Raw genomic sequence first — 22,344 nt, forward strand, 5'->3', positions numbered from 1 at the left:
TAAATTGATTTTGTTACAAAAAATCAATTAAAGAAATTCCAAACTAATCCAAAACGAATTAAGAAGTCACGATATGGATTATTGGGATCTGAAAAATAATTATTTTTCGAAAACAGCGAATTAAAATGTTCTGCTTTCAAATAAAGCCTCGTACGCTGTATCTTAACATTTACAAAATAATCAAGAAGAGGAGCATTACCAATTTTAACTCTGTCCTGCACAAAAAACTCACCAATTACAGGATTATAAACATTACTGTAATAGCTTGTAAAATAATTCAATTCAATACCTGTCTGGAAAAATAACTTCCTATTAAACATATAATTAGTATAATACAAAGTGTTTCTGGTAACAAATTCAGGAACATTCAAAACATTATCCGGCTGATCTGCTTTTTGAAATAATAAAGTATTATCCAATGCCCACTTCCCAAAAACAAACTCTCTAGCTGCCTTTAGCGAAGCATAATTAATTGCTTTACCATATTGCTTAGGAGCGACAATCTGCATGCTGTCTTCCCTTTGTGTGGCAGTAGTGACATCGGCAAAATATAAATGATCATTTATGGTATTCAGCTGCATTGACAATGAAACCCATTTGGTATCCGCATTGGCGCTGATAGAATTTATTTTTTCGTTGACAAAATCATTAGACCAGTTGTATTCTTTATAACTGCTTTGAAATAAATTATAATTATTATTTGGCAGCTTATTCATGCTTTGGTAACGAAATGATAACTGATTTTCATCATTCCAGTCATAAACAGCCGAAGCATCAATATTATATAAATTTTGATCTGTTATCGATTTAGAATATAAAAATTTACCATTCCATTTGTCCTTACGATAATTATATTGACCGCCAAACGTGTTAATTTTTTGACTTAACAGATTACCAACCGTATTTCCATTATCTAAATACAAAATATTATTGTAAAAATAATTAGAATGCAGATCGTCAACAAAAAAAGTAAAAGAGCCCAGCATCATATTCTCATATACAACTCCAACTTTATTATACATTTTATTATAATTCGTAATATCATCAATTCCACCAGTCACAAACGATTCACCAAAACGGCTCACAAGAGTACCGCCAACATTTGATGCAATTGTCTGCTGTTTGTAGTTGTAATATATTTCTTCGTAATTAAACTGATTGGTAAAATACAAATTGTTATCTCCTTTTTTAGGATTTATTCTAAAGGCCTGATCAAAGAAAAAACGTCCTCCTTTCAATACCGAATTCGCATCTTCGAGGTATACTCCTAACCGCTCTCTATTATCAAACGAAGAGTCACCATTGGTAAAATCGCTTACATTACTGATTCCCCCATTTTCTTCATTTTGAAGCTTCTGTGAAGTATAATGCATATTTGCAATAAATCGCCCGTCCTTGGAATTATAACTTGTTGTGAATCTAAAATTCCCCGATTTGGTCTCTTGATTGATATACCTTCCCTTCGACCGCAATCCTTTATAAGCAATCGAAAAATTTAGCCTTGGAGAAATATTCAATGAAAAATAAGAATCAGCTGACTGTCCTCTTTGAATCGTAGATTTAAAATACAGTTCAGTCACCGGCGTAGCAACATTTGCATATTTTATATCATTAACTTTTAGATAATTAAACTGTCTTGCCGTAAAACCAAATTCCGGATAAGGCGAAAAACCATTCATTCCATACTGCAGCGTATTGTATGTCTGTCCGATATTTGGAAATGACAAAAGCCCAAAATTATCTTTTCTTAAATAATTATGACTGTACGATTTTCTGATAGACTGAGTAGTATCAATATAAGTAGTATCACGGCTCAGTGAAATAAACTGGTACATATCATATGTTGCCTCTGGCGCTTTCTTCTTCTTTATGGAGTCCGAAGAATTGTATTTACTATTATAATCAATTTCTTTAGCACTATTTACCTGTTTGTTTTTCTGTGAAAAAAGGAGAATCGGAAAAGCTAAAAAAATTAAAGAAAAGAAAATCCTCATTTGAAACGGTTATAATTAGGCATTTATTTTACAGATATATCCAGCAAAGGTAAAGGATAAAAACGTATAAATAAAAAAACACTCCAATTTATAAAGTAAACATTAACACATATTTTTTTTACAAACCAGAACTTTTCATTTCCAAATAATCTGGGCGAGCCACCATCCCAATAAAAGGGCTATTTCACTGTACGGATATACGCCCTTTTACCGGTATGCTGTCAGGCTATACGCTCCGCAGTGGCGGATTGCTTCTATCCTTCTCGCGTCTCAGCAGTGACTTAGAAAGTTTTAAACATTAATCAATATAACTATCCTTAACTAATACCAAACTGATCGAATTAGCCACTGACTACAAAGATTTTTAAATAAACAGTAATGAAATCTGTGAGAATCCATGTAATCAGTGGCAAAAAAAACACATAGTAATATTTGCGTACAGTCATATTAATCAATAAGCTTTTCATCTTTTAATACTGCTTACACGGCATTAGCTTTTAAAAGTTTCTGACACGAATTACACTAATTAGCACGAATTAAGATTGCTATTTAATTACACAAAATATTCGAAACTGTAAAATTTGATTTCAATTTTGATAAGAATTAGTGCTAATTGGTGAAATTCGTGTTTATCTTTTTTAAAATGCGAATGCCATGTACTGCTTACTGCCTTTTTCAAAAATCAAAAAAAAATCACAATATTTGCAGTACAAAATAGACTTCAATCCGTATGCTTCAAAATAATTTCTCTTCTTTTGTTTTCGAAACCGGCACCGATGAAGCGGGACGCGGTTGTCTTGCAGGCCCGGTTACTGCTGCAGCTGTAATTCTGCCATTCGATTTTAAAAATGCCTTTCTAAACGACAGTAAGCAATTAAGCGAAAAAGTAAGAGAGAAACTCAGACCAATTATCGAGCAGGAAGCCATTACCTTTGCAGTAACTCATCTGCATCCAGAGGAAATTGACGAAATAAACATCCTAAACGCCTCGATGAAAGGAATGCAGGAAAGTATATTGAAATTATCCCAAATTCCGGAATTTATAATTGTAGACGGAAACAGAGCATTGAATGCCAAATTGGGACTGAAAAATAAAATTGGAAAACAATTCTCTAACTCGGAAATTGAATTATTGAAATCTATTCCCAACCAAAGTATCATCAAAGGGGATTCTAAATATTTAAGTATTGCAGCAGCTTCTATTTTGGCAAAAACCTACCGCGATGAATATATGGATAAAATTCACGAGGAATTCCCAATGTATAACTGGAAAAAAAACAAAGGCTACCCAACGCAGGAACACCGTGAAGCAATCAAAAAATATGGCCCGACGAAATACCACCGAATGAGTTTCAGATTATTGCCCGAACAGTTGGAACTGAATCTTTTTTAAACAATAAAAAAAGACTTATCCAAAATCGACAAGCCCATTTATTAAAATCTAAAACTGAAATTTATATCCAAAATCGGGTAAAAAACCAATCTGGTCTTTTTGATCTATTTTATTGGTCAATCGGTTATATTCTAACTGAAAAACATTGGTATGATTGGTTACATTTTTTAAATCAACATAAAACAGATGGAATCTTTTTCTCTTTTTGCTGTTGAATTTAATTCCAAATTTCACATCCAGCCTTAAATATGAATCATATTGTTTACTAAACGCATTGGCATCATCCTTGATTTCATAACCTGCATCGTTAGAAGCTTCAAAATCTACAAGCGTATAATAACGTCCGCCGGCAGTTGTAAATTTGGCATCAATCTAATTTATTAATATAGAGCAGATATTCAACAAATTAAAAAGAAAACTAAAAAAATTTATACTTAGAGCCTGTTTAAGTTTTATTTATTAGCTCTCTTATGACGTTTTTTGGCTACAACTTCGTTAAATTTTTATACAATAGCTCTGCTATTTTATAAAAATTTGCCTAGTTTCACTCAAAAATCATCTAATAATAAATCTCAAAAATAAAATTTAAACAGGCTCTTATTATTTTCAGACCTGTTTAAAAGCAACAAACTCTGCTTCGAATAATTGAGTAAAATGTTTTAAGATTTTCGCTTTCACTTCGGCTTCATCCACTTTTGCAACTCCAAGTTCAACGTTAAGTGAAGTAACCGCTTTGCCTCGGATACCGCATGGAATTATATTGTCGAAATATCCCAAATCAGCATTAACATTTAAAGCAAAACCGTGCATCGTTACCCAGCGGGAAGCACGAACACCCATAGCACAAATCTTTCTCGCGAATGGTGTACCTGCTCCTAGCCAGACTCCGGTTTCGCCGTCGCTTCGTCCGCATTCTATTCCGTATTCCTGTAAAGTAAGAATAATGGCTTCTTCCAGAAAACGCAGGTATTTATGAATGTCCGAGAAAAAATTTTCCAGATCCAGAATAGGATATCCCACAATCTGTCCAGGACCATGATACGTAATATCACCGCCACGGTTGATTTTGTAAAAAGCAGCACCTTTGGCTTCCAGCTGTTTTTCGGATAAAAGCAGATTGCTGAAATCACCACTTTTCCCTAAAGTATAAACGTGAGGATGCTCAACAAACAGAAAATAATTGGGAGTTTCAAGAGTGGTTTCTTCTCTTCTGTTCTGAATTTTCAAATCGACAATTCCTTTGAAAAGCTCTTCTTGGTATGCCCAAGTTTCTTTGTAATCTTTATTTCCTAAATCTTGAAGCTGAATTTTTTTATTCATTTTAATTATTTTTCAAACTCAACATCAAAGTTAAGTTTATCTGGATTTTCCATATAATCCGTGAAAGAGTATTGTATTGTAACTGATTTCCGGTCATCGCTGAATAAAGCATTCGGATTAGAAATTTTCTTTATTTTTTTCGGAAAATGATATTTCATAATATAATTAGACGATGAATAAATCATTTTTGACATATCAGCTGCAGAATCTTTTACCTTTTCAGTCACTTTTTGCTGATTAATTACAGCTTTTCGAGAAAACTTCTTCCCATCGTAAGTGTAGCTTAATTTACTGTTATTATCTCCTAAACCACTGCCGAGAGGATTTATACTTGAACCTCCTTCAAGTTTTTGCAGTGTCCCAGCTGTCTGCAGAATATCCTGAAGTTCATTCACATTTTTAAAATCAGTTGCAATAGTCATTAAAAACTGCTTTTTTTCTGCATTCATTTTTGTCGTTACCACAAAATTTTCCAGCTTTTTAATTTCTTTTTGAGCTTCTGTCGATAATTTAGCAATGCTGTCTTTTTTCTCAGAAAACAGCTGTTTGAAAGTAAAAGTAGAATCGATATCATTTTTGGCACCAGCTCCCATTTGACTTCCTAACTGATCGCCAGCCATTCCCATAAAAGCAGAGCCGTCTACATCTATAAAAAATTTTCCGGTTCCGTTATCATTGATATAAATGTTTTCAGTGAAAGTACAGCTAGTTAACGCCGTTAATAAAAAAGTAAAAAACAGTAATTTATATATTTTCATTGCAGAATTATTTTTCTCCAAATATACGAACTCTATTTTAAACCTTTTAACTCCAGATTTATTTTAAAAAAACTTAACTATTTCATCGCAATCTGACTTAAAAGAGCATAAACCAAAAAGGCATTAATCTACTGCTTCAGGTTCTAAAATCACTTCCAGATTTGTGCTCAACGGATTTTGCAGACAATCCGCTAAAAGAAACTGCAGTGACAGCGATTTTTGGTCATCACTAATTTTAGCAAGCGGATTGGAAACCGACTGAATTTTTCGAGGAAAATGGTAATTCAGGACATAATTCTGAACTAGTTTACGGCCTTTGTATTCAGCTTTCATTTTTTCAATCTTATCAAATTCCTTTTTTTGCTCCAGTGTATCTGTAACCGTGACGATTCGATGGAAACGATTGCCGTTGTAATCGTAGCAGACGTTATAATAATGCTCTTCGGCACTTAATGCATAATTATTTTTAATGTCAGCCAAATAATGGTCTGTTTTGGTAAGATCAGCAATATCAGCCACTTTTTGAAAATTCTGTGTATAGACCGTTCTGAATTCCTTATCGTATGAACTTGCTTTTACATGAATTTTTACTTCGGAATATTTCAAGAACACTCTTTGATCGGCAATTGGCGTTCGGGAAAACGTTTCTTGGTGTTTTTTGATATAATCTCCAAAAACATAAGTTGTGTCTCTGTAAATATTTTCCTTAGAGTAATTATCTCTAGCAATCTGCATATAACTGTTTTCGTCACGCAAATTAGTTACTTCGATTGTTCCGCTCCCATCACTATTGAGGCGCAGTGTTTCTGTTACCTGACAGCTTATGATTAGAAATGGTAAGAGTAATAAGAAACCTTTTTTCATTTGACTGCAATATGTTAATTTTCTAAAATTTAGAGTTCATGAAAATCGAAGTTAATTAGTTTTCCTGCAGCCTTCATTATTGTTTTTAAATAATTAACATTTTCAATCTCTAATTATTACTTTGGCAGAGAGGTTATGAAAAACAAAACTTGTAAAATAGCCCCGGCAGGAGTGAAAATCCTCTTGTGCCGGGGTTCGGCACAAGAGATTGCAGCGAATGACGGGAGAAATGTTCCTGAAAACACAGAAAATTTGTGCTCCAAAAAATCTAAAATCTGCTTTCTGAAATCTGCAATCAATTTGTTATCTTTGCGGACTTAAAAATCAGAACATAATGGCCTTATCAGAACAAGAAATCATCCGAAGAGAAAAACTTCAATCCTTACGTAATTTAGGAATCAATCCTTATCCAGCCAATCTTTTTCCTGTAAATCATACTTCAAAGCAGATTAAAGAGTCTTTTGAAGAAGGTAAAAAGGTGATTGCAGCTGGTCGTTTGATGAGTGTTAGAGATCAGGGAAAAGCTTGTTTTGCTGAGCTGCAGGATAGCGAAGGACGCATTCAATTGTACGTGAACCGTGATGTTTTGTGTGAAGGCGATGATAAAACACTTTACAATCAGGTTTTTAAAAAATTGACCGATTTAGGAGATTTTATTGGTATTGAAGGTGAATTATTTACGACTCAGGTTGGTGCAAAATGTATTCGTGTGAGCGGTTTTACATTTTTGAGTAAAACTTTGCGTCCGTTACCATTGCCAAAAGTGGATGAAGATGGAAAAGTTCACGATGCCTTCAACGACGCTGAATTGCGTTACAGAATGCGTTATGTGGATTTAACTGTTAATCCGCAAGTTAAAGAAACTTTTATCAAGCGTACAAAGTTATTCACTGCGATGCGCGGTTATTTTAATGATGCTGGATATCTGGAAGTAGACACTCCGGTTTTGCAATCCATTCCTGGTGGTGCTTCAGCGAGACCTTTTATCACGCATCATAATTCGCTTGACATTCCGCTTTACATGCGTATTGCAAACGAATTGTATTTAAAAAGATTGATTGTTGGCGGTTTTGAAGGTGTTTATGAGTTCTCCAGAAACTTCCGTAATGAAGGAATGGACAGAACGCATAATCCTGAATTTACCGCAATGGAAATATATGTAGCCTACAAAGACTACAACTGGATGATGGAATTTGCTGAAGGCTTGCTTGAACATTGTGCTATTGCTGTGAATGGAACTAGCGAAGTTACTTTTGGTGAGCATAAAATCAATTTCAAAGCACCGTATGCACGTGTTACCATGACAGATTCTATCAAACATTTTACAGGTTTTGATATCTCAGGAAAAACAGAAGCTGAACTGTTCGAAGCTGCCAAAGGTATGGGCATTGAAGTTGACGAAACAATGGGGAAAGGAAAACTGATTGATGAGATTTTTGGCGCAAAATGCGAAGGCAATTATATTCAGCCGACTTTCATTACAGATTATCCAAAAGAAATGTCGCCGCTTTGTAAAGAACACCGCGATAATCCAGACTTGACTGAACGTTTTGAATTGATGGTCTGCGGTAAAGAAATTGCAAATGCCTATTCTGAATTGAATGATCCGATTGATCAAAGAGAGCGTTTTGAAGACCAAATGCGTTTAGCTGCAAAAGGTGATGATGAAGCAAACGGAATTATCGATGAAGACTTCCTGAGAGCTCTTGAGTATGGTATGCCTCCAACATCTGGAATGGGAATTGGAATGGATCGTTTAATTATGTATTTAACCAATAATGCTTCAATTCAGGAGGTTTTATTGTTTCCGCAGATGCGTCCGGAGAAAAAACAGACCGTTGAATTATCAGACGAAGAGAAATTTATCATTGATTTATTGAAAGGAAATGAAAATAAAATGGATCTGCAGCAGCTAAAAATTACCGCGAATTTAAGCGGTAAAAAATGGGATGCGTCGATGAAAAATTTATCTAAACACGGTTTGACAAAAGTTGCCGTTGAAGGTGAGTTTAAGTTTGTGGAATTGGTGGAGTAAGGTTTTATTCCGAAAATCATATGAAAAGAGGCTGTCCAAAAAGTAAGGACAGCCTTTTTTTTGCTGTTTTTAATCTAAAATAGTATCTTAGAGTTGCACAAAAAACGAGCAATGGCTAAAGTAATATTTAAATCGCAATCGATCAATACACCGGAACTTTTTCCGATAAATATTTTTGATAAAATTTCAGAAAACCACCCTGTCCGCTTAGTGGACAAGGTCGTCAATTCATTGGATATAAGCCATATACTTAAAAAATATAAAGGAGGAGGGACCTCGGCTTATCATCCCAGAATGATGCTTAAAGTTTTGTTTTACAGCTATTTGAGCAACACTTATTCCTGCCGAAAAATAGCAAAAGCACTCACCGAGAACATTCATTTTATGTTTATTTCAGGCAACTCAACCCCTGATTTTAGAACCATCAACGATTTTAGAGGAAAGGTTCTAAAAGAAAACATCAAAGATTTATTTGCAGAAGTAGTCAAAATGCTTGTGGAAATGGGCTATGTCAGTCTGGATATCCAATACATCGATGGAACAAAAATTGAAGCCAAATCCAACAAATACACCTTTGTCTGGCGGGGTTCTATAGAGAAATACAAAGAAAAACTCGAAGTAAAAATCAACAGCATCTTATCCGATATCGAAAACAGTATTTTATCAGATAATCAAGAAGTCAACAAGGAAGAATTACCAAAAAAATAAACTCGGAAGAGCTGAAAGAAAAATTATCAGAACTCAATAAAAAACTCAAAGAGCCCAACAAGAAGATAACCAAAGAGCTTGAAAAGCTTCAGGAAGAGCACCTGCCAAAGCTTGAAAAATACGAAAAAGATTTAGTGATTTTAGGCAATAGAAACTCCTACAGCAAAACAGATCCTGACGCTACCTTTATGAGAATGAAGGAAGACCATATGAAAAACGGACAGTTAAAACCTGCATACAATCCTCAGATTTCTACTGAAAATCAATTCATTACCAATGTAACCATTCATCAGACACCTAACGACACTACGACTTTAAAATCCCATCTGGAGGAATTTGAAAAAATGTATCAAAAACAAAGCAAAACAGTTGTAGCCGATGCTGGTTATGGAAGCGAAGAAAACTACGAAATGCTTGAAAATAAAGACATAACGGCCTATGTAAAGTATAATTATTTTCACAAAGAACAGAAGAAAAAAATGAAGGACAATCCGTTTCTTGTCCAGAATTTGTTCTACAATATACAGCAGGATTTTTATGTGTGTCCAATGGGACAAAGAATGGAAAACATTGGCAGTGGAAAACGGACATCGGCCAACGGATACGAATCACAAGTATCTTATTATCAAGCAAAAAGATGTGATGGATGTCCACTTAGAAGTTTGTGCCATAAAGCCAAAGGAAACAGAACAATAGAAGTAAACCACCGCCTGAACCAATTAAGGGCTCAGGCCAAAGAGCTGCTCATGAGCGAAAAAGGACTCGAACACCGAAGCAAACGCCCAATAGAAGTTGAAGCAGTATTCGGACAGCTAAAAAACAACAATAAATTCAGCCGGTTTACTTTCACAAGCATCGAAAAAGTGGAAATGGAATTTCTATTGATGGCTATCGGGCATAATTTCAGAAAAATGATAGCAAAGAACAATGATGCGTCGAAAACTCATCTAAAAATCTCCTTCAGAGTTCTAAATAGAGCTATAAAAGTCGAAATTCACTTTTTAAATACTGTAACAGAATATTTTTTCATTAATCAACCAACCCAAAATCGATTCCTGAAATTTGCAGCATAAAAAAAGCTGTCCTTTTCGGACAGCCTCTTTTTTTATATCAATATTCTCATTATATTTGAGTAAAATTAAAATGCAATGGAAAATCTAATTTCAAGAATCACAATAAACCCTGATGTTTGCCACGGCAAGCCAACGGTTAGAAATATGAGATGGCCTGTAGAAATAATTTTAGATATGCTAGGCTCTGGTATGGAAATCAAAGAAATTTTAGAAGACCATCCTGAATTAGAAAAAGAAGATGTTATAGCTTCATTATGTTATGCAAAAAACAAATATAATGTGTGAATTTGATTGGACGATTATCACACCTATTCTTTCTTTTTTAGGAGGAACTTTAATGGCAAATATTTTTAATTTACTTTTTTTAAATAGAATAAAACGAAAAGAATTAGAATATAAAAGAGCCGAATTTATTTACAATCAAAAACATAATGGTTATGAAAATTTACTAAAAACAATAAGTAAATATTCTATTGAAACACATGATTTAATTTTTGAAGATTTCTTGTTAGTTGTTTTTGAATTTAATTTTAAGAAAAATGAACTTGATTCGGATAATGACGATGAACTTGAATTATTTTATGAAAAATATCGCGAAAAATTTAGTTCAGTTTCAAAAAAATATAATAATCTATATCAATTATTAAATATAGAAATTCAGCCTTCAATTTTAAATTCATCAGATGAAGTATATGAACTAATTGAGAATGTAAAGAGCAATTACAATTTAATATTTAAAAAGTTTAACGATGATTATCTTCCTAAACTAACTACATTAACTATGGAAGAAATGAAAAAACATAATGATGAAATAAAAACCTTTTCTTTAAAATATCAATTAACATTTGATCAACTAAAGATCCAAATGAGAAAGGAAATAAAAGAAGAAGAATCTAAAATCCATAAATAATTTTTTCCTTAACTTTGATTATTCAAATCATTTAATTATGAATACATTAGAATTAAAACTAGAAATATTTGACAAACTAAAATCTGTAGAGGATGAGAGCTTGTTAAAAAAAATAATGGTTTTACTCAAGACTATTGACAAAAAAGAAATTTACCATTTAAGCGAATATGAATTAAATATGGTAAAAGAAGGAGAAGAAGATATAAAATTTGGCAGAGTCATTTCTCAGGAACAATTGGACAAAGAAGATTTAGAATGGCTGTCAAAACAGTAATCTGGACTGATACAGCCGTTCGTGAAAGAAGAAAAATATTGAAATATTGGACAAAACGTAATAAATCTTCTGCCTATTCTGAAAAACTAATTTATGAAATCTTGGCTAGAGTACAATTTCTACTCAAAAATCCAGAAAACTTCGTTAACACTAATTACAAAAACATTAGAACCTCAACTTTAGGCAATTATAATATTTACTACAAAACAACTGAAAAAGAATTAATTGTTGTTGCTTTTTGGGACAACAGACAAAATCCAAAAAAACTTTTTAAAATTCTAAAAAAATCATAAAAAAAAGAGCTCCAAAATTGAAACTCTTTTTTTTCTCTTACAAACTATAATTTAAATTAATACTCCATCGATAATTGGCAACTACATTGCCGGCAGATAAATTCTGATTTACCGGAGCTAAATAGTTAACACCAATAGACAAACGGTCTTTACCAATTTCGACACCAAATTTACCAAACAGAATATCTCCCGAAGTATTTGATAATTCTTGTCCATGCTGATAATTGCTTTCATACACTTCACCTGCCAAACCGGCTTGAGGAGCTATCGAAAGACTATTCTTTTCGTACAAATAATAAAAAGTGCCTGAGTAATTGAATTGATTTCCGAATTGGTATTTCTTTTCGTTTTCGGTTTTAATAACATAATTAAGCATAGTGTTCAAACCAAATTTATTTCTTCTGATAGTATATTCAGAAGCCAGTAAATAATCCCAACTTCCGGTTCCAACCTGGAAACTAGGATTTACACCTTCAGAATTGGCTTCATTAAACTTTCCTGTTGGCGCTTTAAATCCTCCGCCCAATTGGAGTGTATGACTCACAATTGTACTGTCTTTATGCGTTTGATACAAAGTGTACATTCCCAAAACCGTAATATCACCCACTCCATTTATATCTTCCATTCCTGCGACGGTTTCTCTTTCGTGAAAATGATATGGAATCAAAGCTGAAATCTGCACCTTATTACCAACTGGAATTCTAGCCCAAGCCTGAACTGTATTGAAATTCTCCACATACCAAGGCGAATTGCTATACAACCCATCATTGGTTTTATATTGCTGATTGAAATAACGAATACCTACAAAATTGGCATTCAGTACAGAAGCAAAACCCATGCTTCCGCCACTGGCAGAACAGCCACAGGCATCACAATCCTCATCTTCAAATTCGAATTCAGATTCCACTTTCGAAAAATAGCGAAATTTGGCAAACGGATTGATCGCGTTCAGTGTATCTTTTTCGGCTGCATTTGCCCATTGACAAGCAATAAGAAAAAGAATTAGTATTTTTTTCATATTTATTTTTTTTAAATAGTTTCTAAGTTCCTAAGTGGCTAAGTTGCTGAGAAACTTAGCCACCTAGAAACTTAGAAACTTTAATACTCTGAAAATCGTTTATCAGTTAGATATTGATTATCGGTTAAGGTTTTTAGAAAAGCAATTATTTGTGACTTTTCAGTTTCAGTTAAAGGAATTCCCAGTTTGCTCTTTTTATTCAAAATTGGATCTAATGTTTCTGATGCAACAACTCCCGAATTATAATGTTCCAGAACGGCTTCCAAAGTAAATAATCTTCCATCGTGCATGTAAGGAGCTGTTTTCTCAATGTTGCGCAGACTGGGCACTTTAAATTTATAATAATCAGTCGCCAATTCGGTAACTCGATAACGCCCAACATCATTCACGGCAGGATTTACAGGCAAACCGTTATTTCGAAACGAATTATCAGTAAACAAATCAGTAGCGTGGCAAGAAGCACATTTTGCATTAAAAACAGTGTAGCCATCTAACTCTTGCTGAGTAAGTGTCCCGCCAGATTCCTTACGGCGGTATTTATCAAATCGAGAATTAGACGATGTTACCATCACCATAAATTGTCCCAAGGCTTTGAGCATATTCTCTGAATTGATTTCTCCATCGGTAAAAGCAATTTTGAATAATTTTTGATATTCAGGATCGGCTTTCATCATCGCAATGGCACTACTAAAATTACCATTCATCTCCACTGCACTCGTAAATGGAATTATGGGCTGTAAATCCAAATGCGCTGTCGCTCCATCATACATAAAACTTGTCTGATACGCTAAATTCTGAATAGACGGTGTATTGCGGGTTCCTACAGCATTATTCACACCATGGCTTACAGTGTGTCCGTGATGTGTGAATGCATCTTGCTGAATGTGGCAAAATCCACAGGAAACCAATCCATCCGAGGATAATCTTCCGTCATAAAAAAGCTTTTTACCTAATTCGAAACCTTTTTCAGTTGGCGGATTATTAGCCAGATCATATACCAAAGGCGGAAAGTTAGAAGGTACTTCAAATGCTAAAGGAATATTTTGATACACCTCATCATTATCAGAACAGCTCCAGAAAAAAGGCAAAATGAGCAATACTAAATATTTTACTTGCATATTTTTTGTTTTAAAAAGCGGTCAGTGTAACCAACCGCTTTTATCCTTTTTTAGTCGTTATGCACGTGATTTACAGTAAACATATTAGAAAGATTAGCCGTAATTAATGGCAGGTTTGTTCCTCCCATAATCATCGCTCCCATTCCTCCCATATTATTATCCGAAAGTTTGATTTTATTAGTTCCATCAATAATTTTGGCAACATCTGCAAAAATGTGAATATCTGGTGTAATAGTAGTTCTTACCAAAGCTTTAGTTGGCAGATTAAGTGTTACTTCGGTATAATTATAATCTGTTCCAGTTTGTCCTGTATGCACCATAAAAGCAGTTTCTGCAGTTACTGTAGATGAAGTAAACTTACCTTCGAAAAGAACAAATTTATACCCCGCACTCCAAGACCACATCATTCCAGCCTCATCTGCTATTGTTAAAAAGTCTCCTTGTCCTGTTGCTCCCAAATCAAATTGGGCTTTGTCTACTCCTATTCCGAATTTAATTTTTGTGTAATCTCCAGCAGGAATATTTTCTAATTCAATTTCCTGAGTCTCAGTATCTGCTTCACTCACTACAAAATAGCTTTTAGATTTTGGATAAGTAAACGTAGTTCCATCTTCTTTTGTTAAAACAATGTTGCTAATAATGTATTTTACATCTGATATTTTTAAGGTTTCACCTTGAGAAGTAACATTACTTTGTGTGTTCAGAATCAAATTACTGCTTCCAAAAACATTATCAAATTCTACTCCTAATTTTCCTTCTCCACCAATCGCTTCATCATCATTATTTGAACATGAACCCAATGCAAATGCTATAGCCACAACAGCTATTATTTTTTTTATTTGAAATTTCATTTTTAAGTTTTTTATTTTTTAAAATATCATAACAGTCTGCATCAAAACAATTCATTTTAATGCAAGCAAAATTAATCCCATCTGTGCAAACGACAGAAGAAACTTTTAATAAATCTAAATTTTAAGAAATAAAAATAGGGGGACGAAAAACTGCATCACCATTCAGATAGAAGTATAAATCCGAATAGCTTTTATTTATTTTTTGAGTATTTGAAGAAATTAAAGTATTGATTTTGAATGATTTTATTTCTTCGAAAAACAACACTTCGGTAAGCTGAACAGTTCCTTTTTTGTCTGATGATTTTGGGTTTTCAGCATCAGATGCTTTGGCCAGTTCTTTCATCAGATGACATTTCCCATTACAATGCATCATGGGTTTTGCTTTATTTTCGCAAAGCACTTTTGAAATATACTCATAATTAACCACATACTCAATAACCGGAAATATCGGTTTTATGAGCATCATTAGCACTATTATGAATATCATTTTTTTCACGGTGCAAAAATATATATTTAAATTTTAAACTTTCGTTTTAAAACACAAATTAACATCAAATAACGATCGATTAAACAATAAAGAGTTTCTTGCTGAAATGTTTTTTAATCCAATGAATTAAAAACGAAATTCGATTCTAATTTTAATCATAACAAAAAAACACTATCTCACCTTTTAGCCCTGATCGGAGTGAAAATCCTTGTTGCCCGTGGTTCGGGGAACAAGATTGTAACGAAGAGCAGGAACCATCTGACCAAAAATACCTGATGTTTCTGCTCCAAAAAATTAATAATTATTTAAAAGAAAAAATCTGAGGATTCACATTAATCATAACCCATGCCCAATTATTGGTGTGATCTACATCGCCACCTTTTATTCTTTGCATTGTATCGGTTCCAAACATTTGAGAGTAGCCGCCAGTTATATTGATAAATTTATGAACAGCGTAGGCAGCTGTACAATCAATTTCCGTTCCCAGATAGTTGTCCATTTCATTTCCATTAGCAGCTAAAACAGTATTGGCAGCACTAAAGACATGAGGCAGTAAAGCAAACTGCCATTTGTTTACGTTATAACCAAACTTCAAAAATACATCCTGCAGTCCTACCGAATTTTTATGATTCCCTACATAGAAATAATCCATATAACCGTTCAATCCGTGGTTTGTTCCAAAAAGAGGACTGAATGATTTTATATCGGTACTTGTATTGTCTTGACCTTTTCCAGATAAAAATTCATAACCAAAACCGGCTTTAAATTTTTCGGTTACAGCATAATTAAAATTAAGCGCAGCATCAAAAGCGCTCACGTTATAAGTACTATTTTTTCCAGTCTGACCATAAAACCATAGATTTCCGTCCCAGGATTTACCTTTGGTGTTCATGTAGGTCCCGAAAGTCTGCATATAATCCACTTTCAATTCTGGGGTTGGTGTTGGAATTGGAGCTGTCAGTTTATTTTCGTAACCAGTGTTTAAGAACAACAAACTCATATTCAATTTACCCAATTCTGTATGATACCAGGCGTACTGCATGGCTTTGTAAGCGGCAACAGTATATTGTACGGCAATATCAGATTCTCCGTTTGCATTTAAAGCAAAACCTAAATCCAAATGGCTTTTACTGTTTTTATAGGTTACCAATACAGCATCGTGGCTTTGTGCCTGCGGTGCCCAATCAGCTTCACCAAGGATACGCTGATTGTCATATGAAATCACCTGACGGCCTAAACGGGTACTCCATTTTTCATTAAAATTATATTGCGCCCACGCTTCAAAAACCTGAATACCATTCACATCCGATTTGGTATTTGGAGCAGCATCTCCCCAGACACGGACATTCTGCATAGTAAATTTGGTAACAAATTGATCCTGTTTAAAATTCAGATTCAGACGCGCTCTTGAATTTATAAACTGCGCCGGTGTTTCTCCATAAGGAATCGGAGCTTTATAGCCGTTCCTAAATTCGTAACGGGGCTTAATCTGTAAGTTGGCATCAAACTCTTGGGCAAAAATATTCCCGCTGGCAATTAATACAGCTGCCAGTACCATTTTTTTGAACATTTTCATTAGTGAAATTTTAATTTAGTTTACTTGTAATTATTCAGCTAAAAATTAATAAAACATAAAATCGAAATAAAACGAAACACTAATCTCGCAAATTTGCACAAATTGAATTGAAGCTGTATTTGTGAAATTCTCCTCATTTTCATCTTGAATTTGTACTAATCGGCGACATTCGTATCAAACTTTTATCCAGCCGAATAGTTACGCTTACTGTACTTTAGCAGATTCTTCGGTAATTTTTTTAACTGTTGCATCCGAGTTCACACCTAATCCTTCCTGCTGATAAACCAATTCGCCTTCGGTATTAAAAACGCTTATGATATTGGAATGAGAAAAATCCATTGGAGATATTTTTTTATAATTAACAGCCAAAACCGCTGCAAACTCTCTGGTGTTTTCTTCTGTCGAACGCAAAAACAGCCATTGGTCACCTTCCATTTTATTTTCAATCGAAAAGTCTTTCAGCCGTTTTGGAGTATCTACTTCCGGGTCAATACTAACTAATACTAGTTTTACATTTTCCTTGATATCGTTCGGCAGACGCGATTCGATATTACGCATATCTGCCACCAGACGCGGACAGGCCGCTTTACAGGAAGTGTAAATCATAACCATTACAAGTACTTTCCCTCTCAGATCCTTCATTTCAATATTCTGCCCGTTTTGTGTAGTCCACTTAGATGGCAGATTGTAAATCGACAAATCAGAAATAGGTCTCTCTTTGGCAGCAATCTCTTTTTTGTTACAGCCTTGAAAAGCTAAAAACAGCGCAAAAATAGGCAAAACAAGTAAAAAATACCATTCTGTTTTAAAAATTCCTTTACGGTTTGGAGTTAAATTAAGTTTCATTTTTGGATTGGTTTTGGCTGATTTCAGAAAGTGCCAATTAATCTTTGGCACATCTAAAACCTAAGTTTTTTGTAGTATAATTTGCTTTAAGGCTTCCCCTGAAAGCGTAGCGCATAAAAGCGGCATAATTCATCAGATCTGTGGCGTTTACAGATCCGCTTCCGCAAAAGAGATTCTTGTCAGTGTCTTTGTCCTTTCTGGATTCACCCGAAAGAAAAATGCTGTTGAAATCCGAAGTCCATTCCCAAACCAATCCGTGCATATCATAGACACCCCAATAATTTTTGAAGGTTTTCCCTATCGGATTCGAATAGGTTTTTGGCTTTTCGTACCAAGACAGAATATATCGATTGAACTCCTCTTTGGTACGGGCATCGGAGCGTTTTTCATCGGCCATAGCCACATATTCCCATTCGTCCATCGACGGCAGTCTTTTCCCTTGGCACTCACAATATTTCTTGGCAGCAAACCAAGAGACATTGGTTATTGGAGCATCGGCCAAATTATTTTTTCCGATACTGAAATCGCTTTCCCATTGATTCAGATAACTTTTATCGGCATATAATCCTTTCATTTTCGAACGGCTGTAGTCCGGATATTTTTTTACAAAGGCAAGATATTGTGCATTGGTAACCGGATAAACATCTAATTTAAAAGACTCCACTTTAACCGGTTTTTTAGTGGTGGCACCATAAAGGGGGACAAAAGTCCCCCTATCTATGAATACCATTTTTGATTCTTGAGCAAAAAGAATACTGTTTATCAGCAATAAAAAGAAGATCATTATTTTTTTAAGTGGAGACATAGGAACTCTTTTTGCTTTAAAATTAATTATTTTCTTTGAGCTTTCACCATGGCTGCGGTAACCACTTTTTTACTATTGCCCCAGCTTGAGTAAACATAAGTAAGTACATCAGCGATTTGTTGGTCGCTTAAAGCCTGCGGAGGCATAGCCGTTGTGTATTTTTTTCCATTTACGGTTATTGGTGCAGTTGACCCTTTGATTACCTGTTTAATGGCTCGGTTTACATCGGCATTCAGATAATCCGATTTAGCTAATGGAGGAAAAGCACCAGGAACTCCAGCTCCTGTAGCCTGATGGCAGGCAATACAAGTTTTGGTATAAACACCTTTACCCTTGTTTACATCCTGACTAAACCCTTTCAGACTTAATCCAATCAATGCTATTCCTAAAATGTATTTTTTCATGACTTATAAAATATTTAAAATTGTGTTTATTATTTTCTTTGCGCTTTTACCATTGCAGGAGTTATAACCGTTTTGTTATTACCCCAGCTGCTGTAAACATAGGTTAAAACATCTGCGATTTCTTCATCTGAAAGATTTTGACTTGGCATCACACTATTTATTTTCTGACCGTTTACTGTAATCTCACCGCTCAATCCTCTTATGACAACTTGGATAGCTCTCTTAGGATCGGCATTCAAGAAATCTGATTTTGCCAATGGAGGAAATGCATGCGGCACCCCTTGTCCTTCAGATTGGTGACAGGCAAAACAAGTTGTCCCGAAGATTGCTTTTCCTGATTTAATTTGTTCAGGCAGCGTTTTGGCAACTGCAGGTTTAGTCTCTTTTTTACCTTCCGGCATATTTTGCACATTTCCGCCTTCAGGCAAATAAATTCCTTCCTGAGTCGTTCCTGAATAGATTTTTTTATTTTCTTCACCGGTTACTTTCAGCATTCCCAAGGCTCCTTTATTGAACGCTCTGAAAATGGAGTGATCCACCAATATAAATGTCCCAGGAACATCAACTTTGAACTCCACAATCGCAGAACCTCCCGCAGGAATCATCGTTGTCTGCACATTTTTATTGATTAAGTCACCGCCTTCGATGTGTACTTTGTCAAATATCTCACCGATAACGTGGAATGAAGAAACCAAGTTTGGCCCACCGTTACCCATAAAGATACGTACTGTTTCACCTACTTTTGCCGTAAGGGCATTATCACCGGCAATCGCTCCCACTTTACCATTGAAAACCACATAATCGGGTTCTTCTTTCAAGGCTTTGTTCATGTCAAAAGGCTGTACTCCCTGTTCTCCGTAACTTCCTTTGGTATAAAAATCACCCTGCATCACGTAGTATTCTTTATCAACTGGTGGTAATCCGCCTTCTGGCTCCACCAAAATCAAACCGTACATACCGTTCGCAATATGCATCCCCACAGGCGCAGTGGCGCAATGGTACACATACAACCCCGGATTCAGTACTTTGAAATTGAATACTTTTTCATGTCCAGGCGCAACAATTGATGAAGCTGCTCCTCCGCCTTGACCGGTTACTGCATGCAGATCGATATTGTGCGGCAATTTATTGTCTGGATGGTTTTTTAAGTGAAATTCCACTTCGTCGCCTACTCTGGTTCGAATGAAATTTCCAGGAACAGATCCACCAAATGTCCAATAAACGTATTTGGTTCCATCAACCATTTCGCCTTCCTCTTCCTTGATTTCCATATTGACAACCAATTTCATCGCCGGTCGGTCACCAATTGGTTTTGGAACCAATGGCGGCACAGTCAGTTCGGCCTCTTTTTGTCCTTCGACCTTTATTTTTTCGTAATAAGCTGCATCATGTTCCTCTTCTTTTTTTGCACAGGAAAAAATACAAATAAATGCAATTAATGCCAATGCCTTCAAGCTAAAAGGTCTGCTAAAATTTAATGGTTTTTTCATTTTATTTTTGGTTTTAGAATAGTACTTCAATTAAGGATAATTATGTCTTTTATAGGGTAAAATTAAAATATGAGTTCCATAAAAAGGATGATAAATATCATATTTCTTAACTTTTTTTTATGACTTTTGTTTTAGCGAAATAACCAATACCGTGAACAAAACCAAAGTAAACGTCAAACTGATTTTCCAAAACGAATGTGCTTTCTTCAATTCCATAAACTGAAAAGCTACTAACAGAAATTTAATAACCGCAAAAAACATTATCAAAGGAGCAACGATATTTGAAACCCCAAGCCAGCCAGCCACGCAAACAACTGTAAAAGTGATTATTAACAGTAAAATATAGATTAAAATTAATGATTTTCTCATAATTAAAAAAATAAATAAAGGATTGGAAATAACAGCAGCCAAATCAAATCACACATATGCCAAAAAGCACCGCAAGCTTCGATATCTTCAGCTGTGGTGTCAGAATTTTTCTTCGTCATTCCGTAATTTGTCCACGCCAAAATGACCAATCCCATAATCACGTGAATAACATGAAATCCGGTCAACAGCCAATAAAAAGTGTAAAACATATTGGTGTCCAATGAAATTCCGCTTTCGATTTTATGGTAATATTCAACACTTTTTAATGCCAAAAATAAAAATCCGCCAAGCATTGCCAATTTAAAATACAGAGATGATTTTTTAACTTCATTTTCCTTAAACGAATGAACAGCATTGGCCATAAAAAAACCGCTAGTCAATAAAAAAACAGTGTTTAAAGTTCCGAAAACCGTATTCAATTCCATACGCGACTCATGAAAAACCGTGGCATTTTCAGTTCCGTAGTATACAAATGCCAGAAGTGCCATCCCGAAAGTGATGAGTTCCAGAAAAATGATGATCCACATCAGAATACCTCCTGGCGGATAGTAAATATTTTTGTAATTTATTTTCAAACTTTCCATTTGATTTTAGATTGAAGATTAACGATTTTAGATTTATGATTTTGGGTAAACGATAGAGGAATGATAAAAGATTTTAGATGTTGAAAAACGAAGTCGATTATTTCAGCTTTTTCTTTTGTACATAACGGGAAAAAACTAATCCTTCTGCACTAAAATCAGAAATCAAAAATCGTTAATCAAAAATCAGAAATCTTTTCATTCCCAATCCAACAGTCTTTTTTCACCTTCTATTTTCTTAATGTCGGTGATATCCTGTGACATTTCGATTACGCCTTTGTAATTTTTATTAGCGTCCCTAACGGCAAAATAGCGGATATAAATCAATCTGTCTTTGTAGTTAATCCAAAACGACGATTCATTTTGAGTTCCTTTGCGGAATTCTTCGAGAATTTTCAGTACCGTTCCCACACTTTTTGGCGGATGGCAAAACTTCACTTCACGACCGATGATTCCTGCACTTCTTGGAAATACGCGTTCTTCTCCGCGGTTGTAGAAAATCACCCTGTCGTTTTCGTCAACGTAAGTCAAATCCAATGGCATCGTTCTCAAAAGCAGATTCACCTGCTCGACCGTCATATAACCCTCGTCGTAATGGGAAGTGTTTTCCAACGAAAAAGGCATTTCCCTTACGGTGAAATCTTCGCTCGGGTGTATGTATTCGACTTTTGGGAAAGACGGCGGTGTGTGCGAAAGCATCCAGCCTATTTCCTCTTCGCCTTTGCGCATTTCGATCCAGTCATTTTCGGTAAGAATATCTAGTGCGTTTGGAAACAGCACGTTTTCCTCCACACCCAACAATCGATAGATTCCGTCCACCAAAAAGGGAGTATTAGTTGCTATTCTTTCAGGATTATTCATTTTTACATAGTACTGAATCAAGCGGATTTGCTCTCTCAAATTATCGTGGAAAGACCACATTCCCTGCGACGGACCAACCCAGCCTTTTTTCTCCAAAAAAGGGAAAAGCTGATTTTCCTTGCGGGCAAAACGTTTCTCAATCGTAAGCAGCTGATTGAATATGTTGGTATACTTTGGCAAATCAATCGCTGGGTCAACACTTTGAATCTCTTCCAAAAGAGACACTATTAATTCTTTTTCCTGAAAGTAAATCCAAACGGGATGTCCTTCGGGCAATACTGGGGTATCTGTTGTATCTGTCATTTTGATTAAATTT

22 protein-coding genes and 2 pseudogenes are annotated in these 22,344 nt (G+C 34.9%); 7 read left to right on the forward strand and 17 right to left on the reverse strand.

The genetic code is table 11. The features are described from left to right. Positions 1–23: 23 nt before the first annotated feature. Positions 24–1,994 (reverse strand): putative porin, encoded by a 1,971-nt coding sequence (locus OZP07_RS17245; protein WP_281636071.1) that lies wholly within the window; start codon positions 1,992–1,994, stop codon positions 24–26. A 730-nt stretch (positions 1,995–2,724) separates the two neighbouring features. On the opposite strand from OZP07_RS17245, the gene rnhB reads away from it, so the two are divergent. Further along, on the forward strand, positions 2,725–3,387 hold the full coding sequence (rnhB, locus tag OZP07_RS17250) for a ribonuclease HII (RefSeq protein WP_281636072.1): 663 nt from the start codon (positions 2,725–2,727) through the stop codon (positions 3,385–3,387). A 48-nt stretch (positions 3,388–3,435) separates the two neighbouring features. Here rnhB and OZP07_RS17255 read toward each other — a convergent pair whose 3' ends face one another. The 4 genes from OZP07_RS17255 to OZP07_RS17270 form a co-directional block, all read right to left on the reverse strand. Continuing rightward, the gene (locus OZP07_RS17255) at positions 3,436–3,621 is read right to left on the reverse strand and encodes a hypothetical protein (protein ID WP_281636073.1); all 186 of its coding nucleotides are present in this window, start codon (positions 3,619–3,621) and stop codon (positions 3,436–3,438) included. Between the two features lie 372 nt (positions 3,622–3,993). Beyond that, positions 3,994–4,707, reverse strand: a complete 714-nt coding sequence (gene lipB, locus OZP07_RS17260; protein WP_281636074.1) for a lipoyl(octanoyl) transferase LipB — start codon at positions 4,705–4,707, stop codon at positions 3,994–3,996. A gap of 5 nt (positions 4,708–4,712) precedes the next feature. Next, positions 4,713–5,465 carry a hypothetical protein gene (locus OZP07_RS17265; protein WP_281636075.1) on the reverse strand — a complete coding sequence of 251 codons (753 nt, stop codon included), beginning with the start codon at positions 5,463–5,465 and terminating at the stop codon, positions 4,713–4,715. Between the two features lie 123 nt (positions 5,466–5,588). Next, complete coding sequence (locus OZP07_RS17270) at positions 5,589–6,329, reverse strand: hypothetical protein (RefSeq protein ID WP_281636076.1); 741 nt, start codon at positions 6,327–6,329, stop codon at positions 5,589–5,591. 334 nt (positions 6,330–6,663) lie between these two features. On the opposite strand from OZP07_RS17270, the gene lysS reads away from it, so the two are divergent. From lysS to OZP07_RS17300, 6 genes and pseudogenes are all read left to right on the forward strand, one after another. After that, entirely contained in the window at positions 6,664–8,364 is a 1,701-nt protein-coding gene (gene lysS, locus OZP07_RS17275; protein ID WP_281636077.1) for a lysine--tRNA ligase, read from the forward strand. Between the two features lie 111 nt (positions 8,365–8,475). Further along, positions 8,476–10,145: pseudogene (locus OZP07_RS17280) on the forward strand (IS1182 family transposase). A 75-nt stretch (positions 10,146–10,220) separates the two neighbouring features. After that, positions 10,221–10,430 (forward strand): DUF433 domain-containing protein, encoded by a 210-nt coding sequence (locus tag OZP07_RS17285; RefSeq protein ID WP_281636078.1) that lies wholly within the window; start codon positions 10,221–10,223, stop codon positions 10,428–10,430. Beyond that, the gene (locus OZP07_RS17290) at positions 10,423–11,055 is read left to right on the forward strand and encodes a hypothetical protein (protein WP_281636079.1); all 633 of its coding nucleotides are present in this window, start codon (positions 10,423–10,425) and stop codon (positions 11,053–11,055) included. The genes OZP07_RS17285 and OZP07_RS17290 overlap by 8 nt, the downstream gene beginning before the upstream one ends. Positions 11,056–11,092: 37 nt before the next feature. Beyond that, a complete protein-coding gene (locus OZP07_RS17295) occupies positions 11,093–11,329 on the forward strand; it encodes a hypothetical protein (RefSeq protein ID WP_281636080.1) in 237 nt (78 codons plus the stop codon). Further along, positions 11,311–11,622, forward strand: coding sequence for a type II toxin-antitoxin system RelE/ParE family toxin (locus tag OZP07_RS17300; protein ID WP_281636081.1), 312 nt, complete (start codon positions 11,311–11,313; stop codon positions 11,620–11,622). Before OZP07_RS17295 ends, OZP07_RS17300 begins: the two co-directional genes overlap by 19 nt. 37 nt (positions 11,623–11,659) lie before the next feature. On the opposite strand, the gene OZP07_RS17305 is transcribed toward OZP07_RS17300, so the two are convergent. From OZP07_RS17305 to OZP07_RS17360, 12 genes and pseudogenes are all read right to left on the reverse strand, one after another. Then, positions 11,660–12,640, reverse strand: coding sequence for a transporter (locus OZP07_RS17305; RefSeq protein WP_281636082.1), 981 nt, complete (start codon positions 12,638–12,640; stop codon positions 11,660–11,662). An 80-nt stretch (positions 12,641–12,720) separates the two neighbouring features. Further along, on the reverse strand, positions 12,721–13,758 hold the full coding sequence (locus OZP07_RS17310) for a cytochrome-c peroxidase (protein WP_281636083.1): 1,038 nt from the start codon (positions 13,756–13,758) through the stop codon (positions 12,721–12,723). Positions 13,759–13,808: 50 nt separating this feature from the next. Beyond that, positions 13,809–14,609: an MbnP family protein gene (locus OZP07_RS17315; protein ID WP_281636084.1), complete on the reverse strand. Its 801-nt coding sequence runs from the start codon at positions 14,607–14,609 to the stop codon at positions 13,809–13,811. Between the two features lie 121 nt (positions 14,610–14,730). Beyond that, a complete protein-coding gene (locus OZP07_RS17320) occupies positions 14,731–15,096 on the reverse strand; it encodes a hypothetical protein (protein WP_281636085.1) in 366 nt (121 codons plus the stop codon). Positions 15,097–15,397: 301 nt separating this feature from the next. Beyond that, a complete protein-coding gene (locus tag OZP07_RS17325; RefSeq protein WP_281636086.1) occupies positions 15,398–16,672 on the reverse strand; it encodes an alginate export family protein in 1,275 nt (424 codons plus the stop codon). Positions 16,673–16,876: 204 nt separating this feature from the next. Further along, a complete protein-coding gene (locus OZP07_RS17330) occupies positions 16,877–17,518 on the reverse strand; it encodes an SCO family protein (protein ID WP_281636087.1) in 642 nt (213 codons plus the stop codon). Positions 17,519–17,555: 37 nt separating this feature from the next. Then, positions 17,556–18,302 carry a formylglycine-generating enzyme family protein gene (locus tag OZP07_RS17335; protein WP_432419568.1) on the reverse strand — a complete coding sequence of 249 codons (747 nt, stop codon included), beginning with the start codon at positions 18,300–18,302 and terminating at the stop codon, positions 17,556–17,558. Between the two features lie 47 nt (positions 18,303–18,349). After that, positions 18,350–18,682: pseudogene (locus OZP07_RS17340) on the reverse strand (c-type cytochrome); the annotation flags it as partial. 74 nt (positions 18,683–18,756) lie between these two features. Then, entirely contained in the window at positions 18,757–20,217 is a 1,461-nt protein-coding gene (gene nirK, locus OZP07_RS17345) for a copper-containing nitrite reductase (RefSeq protein WP_281636089.1), read from the reverse strand. A gap of 117 nt (positions 20,218–20,334) precedes the next feature. Beyond that, on the reverse strand, positions 20,335–20,586 hold the full coding sequence (locus OZP07_RS17350; protein ID WP_281636090.1) for a cytochrome C oxidase subunit IV family protein: 252 nt from the start codon (positions 20,584–20,586) through the stop codon (positions 20,335–20,337). 2 nt (positions 20,587–20,588) lie between these two features. Beyond that, positions 20,589–21,170 carry a cytochrome c oxidase subunit 3 gene (locus OZP07_RS17355; RefSeq protein WP_281636091.1) on the reverse strand — a complete coding sequence of 194 codons (582 nt, stop codon included), beginning with the start codon at positions 21,168–21,170 and terminating at the stop codon, positions 20,589–20,591. A gap of 195 nt (positions 21,171–21,365) precedes the next feature. Continuing rightward, on the reverse strand, positions 21,366–22,331 hold the full coding sequence (locus OZP07_RS17360; RefSeq protein ID WP_281636092.1) for a DUF438 domain-containing protein: 966 nt from the start codon (positions 22,329–22,331) through the stop codon (positions 21,366–21,368). Positions 22,332–22,344: the final 13 nt, after the last annotated feature.

Origin of the sequence: Flavobacterium marginilacus, from assembly GCF_026870155.1 — a bacterium.
Lineage (GTDB): Bacteria > Bacteroidota > Bacteroidia > Flavobacteriales > Flavobacteriaceae > Flavobacterium > Flavobacterium marginilacus.

What these genes read in the sequence shown, in the direction of transcription:
- OZP07_RS17305 (WP_281636082.1), bottom strand. Translation starts at nt 12,640, where the DNA reads ATGAAAAAAATACTAATTCTTTTTCTTATTGCTTGTCAATGGGCAAAT.
- OZP07_RS17350 (WP_281636090.1), bottom strand. Translation starts at nt 20,586, where the DNA reads ATGAGAAAATCATTAATTTTAATCTATATTTTACTGTTAATAATCACT.
- OZP07_RS17315 (WP_281636084.1), bottom strand. Translation starts at nt 14,609, where the DNA reads ATGAAATTTCAAATAAAAAAAATAATAGCTGTTGTGGCTATAGCATTT.
- OZP07_RS17270 (WP_281636076.1), bottom strand. Translation starts at nt 6,329, where the DNA reads ATGAAAAAAGGTTTCTTATTACTCTTACCATTTCTAATCATAAGCTGT.
- OZP07_RS17300 (WP_281636081.1), top strand. Translation starts at nt 11,311, where the DNA reads ATGGCTGTCAAAACAGTAATCTGGACTGATACAGCCGTTCGTGAAAGA.
- OZP07_RS17285 (WP_281636078.1), top strand. Translation starts at nt 10,221, where the DNA reads ATGGAAAATCTAATTTCAAGAATCACAATAAACCCTGATGTTTGCCAC.
- OZP07_RS17330 (WP_281636087.1), bottom strand. Translation starts at nt 17,518, where the DNA reads ATGAAACTTAATTTAACTCCAAACCGTAAAGGAATTTTTAAAACAGAA.
- OZP07_RS17360 (WP_281636092.1), bottom strand. Translation starts at nt 22,331, where the DNA reads ATGACAGATACAACAGATACCCCAGTATTGCCCGAAGGACATCCCGTT.
- OZP07_RS17265 (WP_281636075.1), bottom strand. Translation starts at nt 5,465, where the DNA reads ATGAAAATATATAAATTACTGTTTTTTACTTTTTTATTAACGGCGTTA.
- OZP07_RS17310 (WP_281636083.1), bottom strand. Translation starts at nt 13,758, where the DNA reads ATGCAAGTAAAATATTTAGTATTGCTCATTTTGCCTTTTTTCTGGAGC.
- OZP07_RS17335 (WP_432419568.1), bottom strand. Translation starts at nt 18,302, where the DNA reads ATGATCTTCTTTTTATTGCTGATAAACAGTATTCTTTTTGCTCAAGAA.
- OZP07_RS17320 (WP_281636085.1), bottom strand. Translation starts at nt 15,096, where the DNA reads ATGATATTCATAATAGTGCTAATGATGCTCATAAAACCGATATTTCCG.
- lysS (WP_281636077.1), top strand. Translation starts at nt 6,664, where the DNA reads ATGGCCTTATCAGAACAAGAAATCATCCGAAGAGAAAAACTTCAATCC.
- rnhB (WP_281636072.1), top strand. Translation starts at nt 2,725, where the DNA reads ATGCTTCAAAATAATTTCTCTTCTTTTGTTTTCGAAACCGGCACCGAT.
- lipB (WP_281636074.1), bottom strand. Translation starts at nt 4,707, where the DNA reads ATGAATAAAAAAATTCAGCTTCAAGATTTAGGAAATAAAGATTACAAA.
- OZP07_RS17325 (WP_281636086.1), bottom strand. Translation starts at nt 16,672, where the DNA reads ATGAAAATGTTCAAAAAAATGGTACTGGCAGCTGTATTAATTGCCAGC.
- nirK (WP_281636089.1), bottom strand. Translation starts at nt 20,217, where the DNA reads ATGAAAAAACCATTAAATTTTAGCAGACCTTTTAGCTTGAAGGCATTG.
- OZP07_RS17295 (WP_281636080.1), top strand. Translation starts at nt 11,093, where the DNA reads ATGAATACATTAGAATTAAAACTAGAAATATTTGACAAACTAAAATCT.
- OZP07_RS17245 (WP_281636071.1), bottom strand. Translation starts at nt 1,994, where the DNA reads ATGAGGATTTTCTTTTCTTTAATTTTTTTAGCTTTTCCGATTCTCCTT.
- OZP07_RS17355 (WP_281636091.1), bottom strand. Translation starts at nt 21,170, where the DNA reads ATGGAAAGTTTGAAAATAAATTACAAAAATATTTACTATCCGCCAGGA.
- OZP07_RS17290 (WP_281636079.1), top strand. Translation starts at nt 10,423, where the DNA reads ATGTGTGAATTTGATTGGACGATTATCACACCTATTCTTTCTTTTTTA.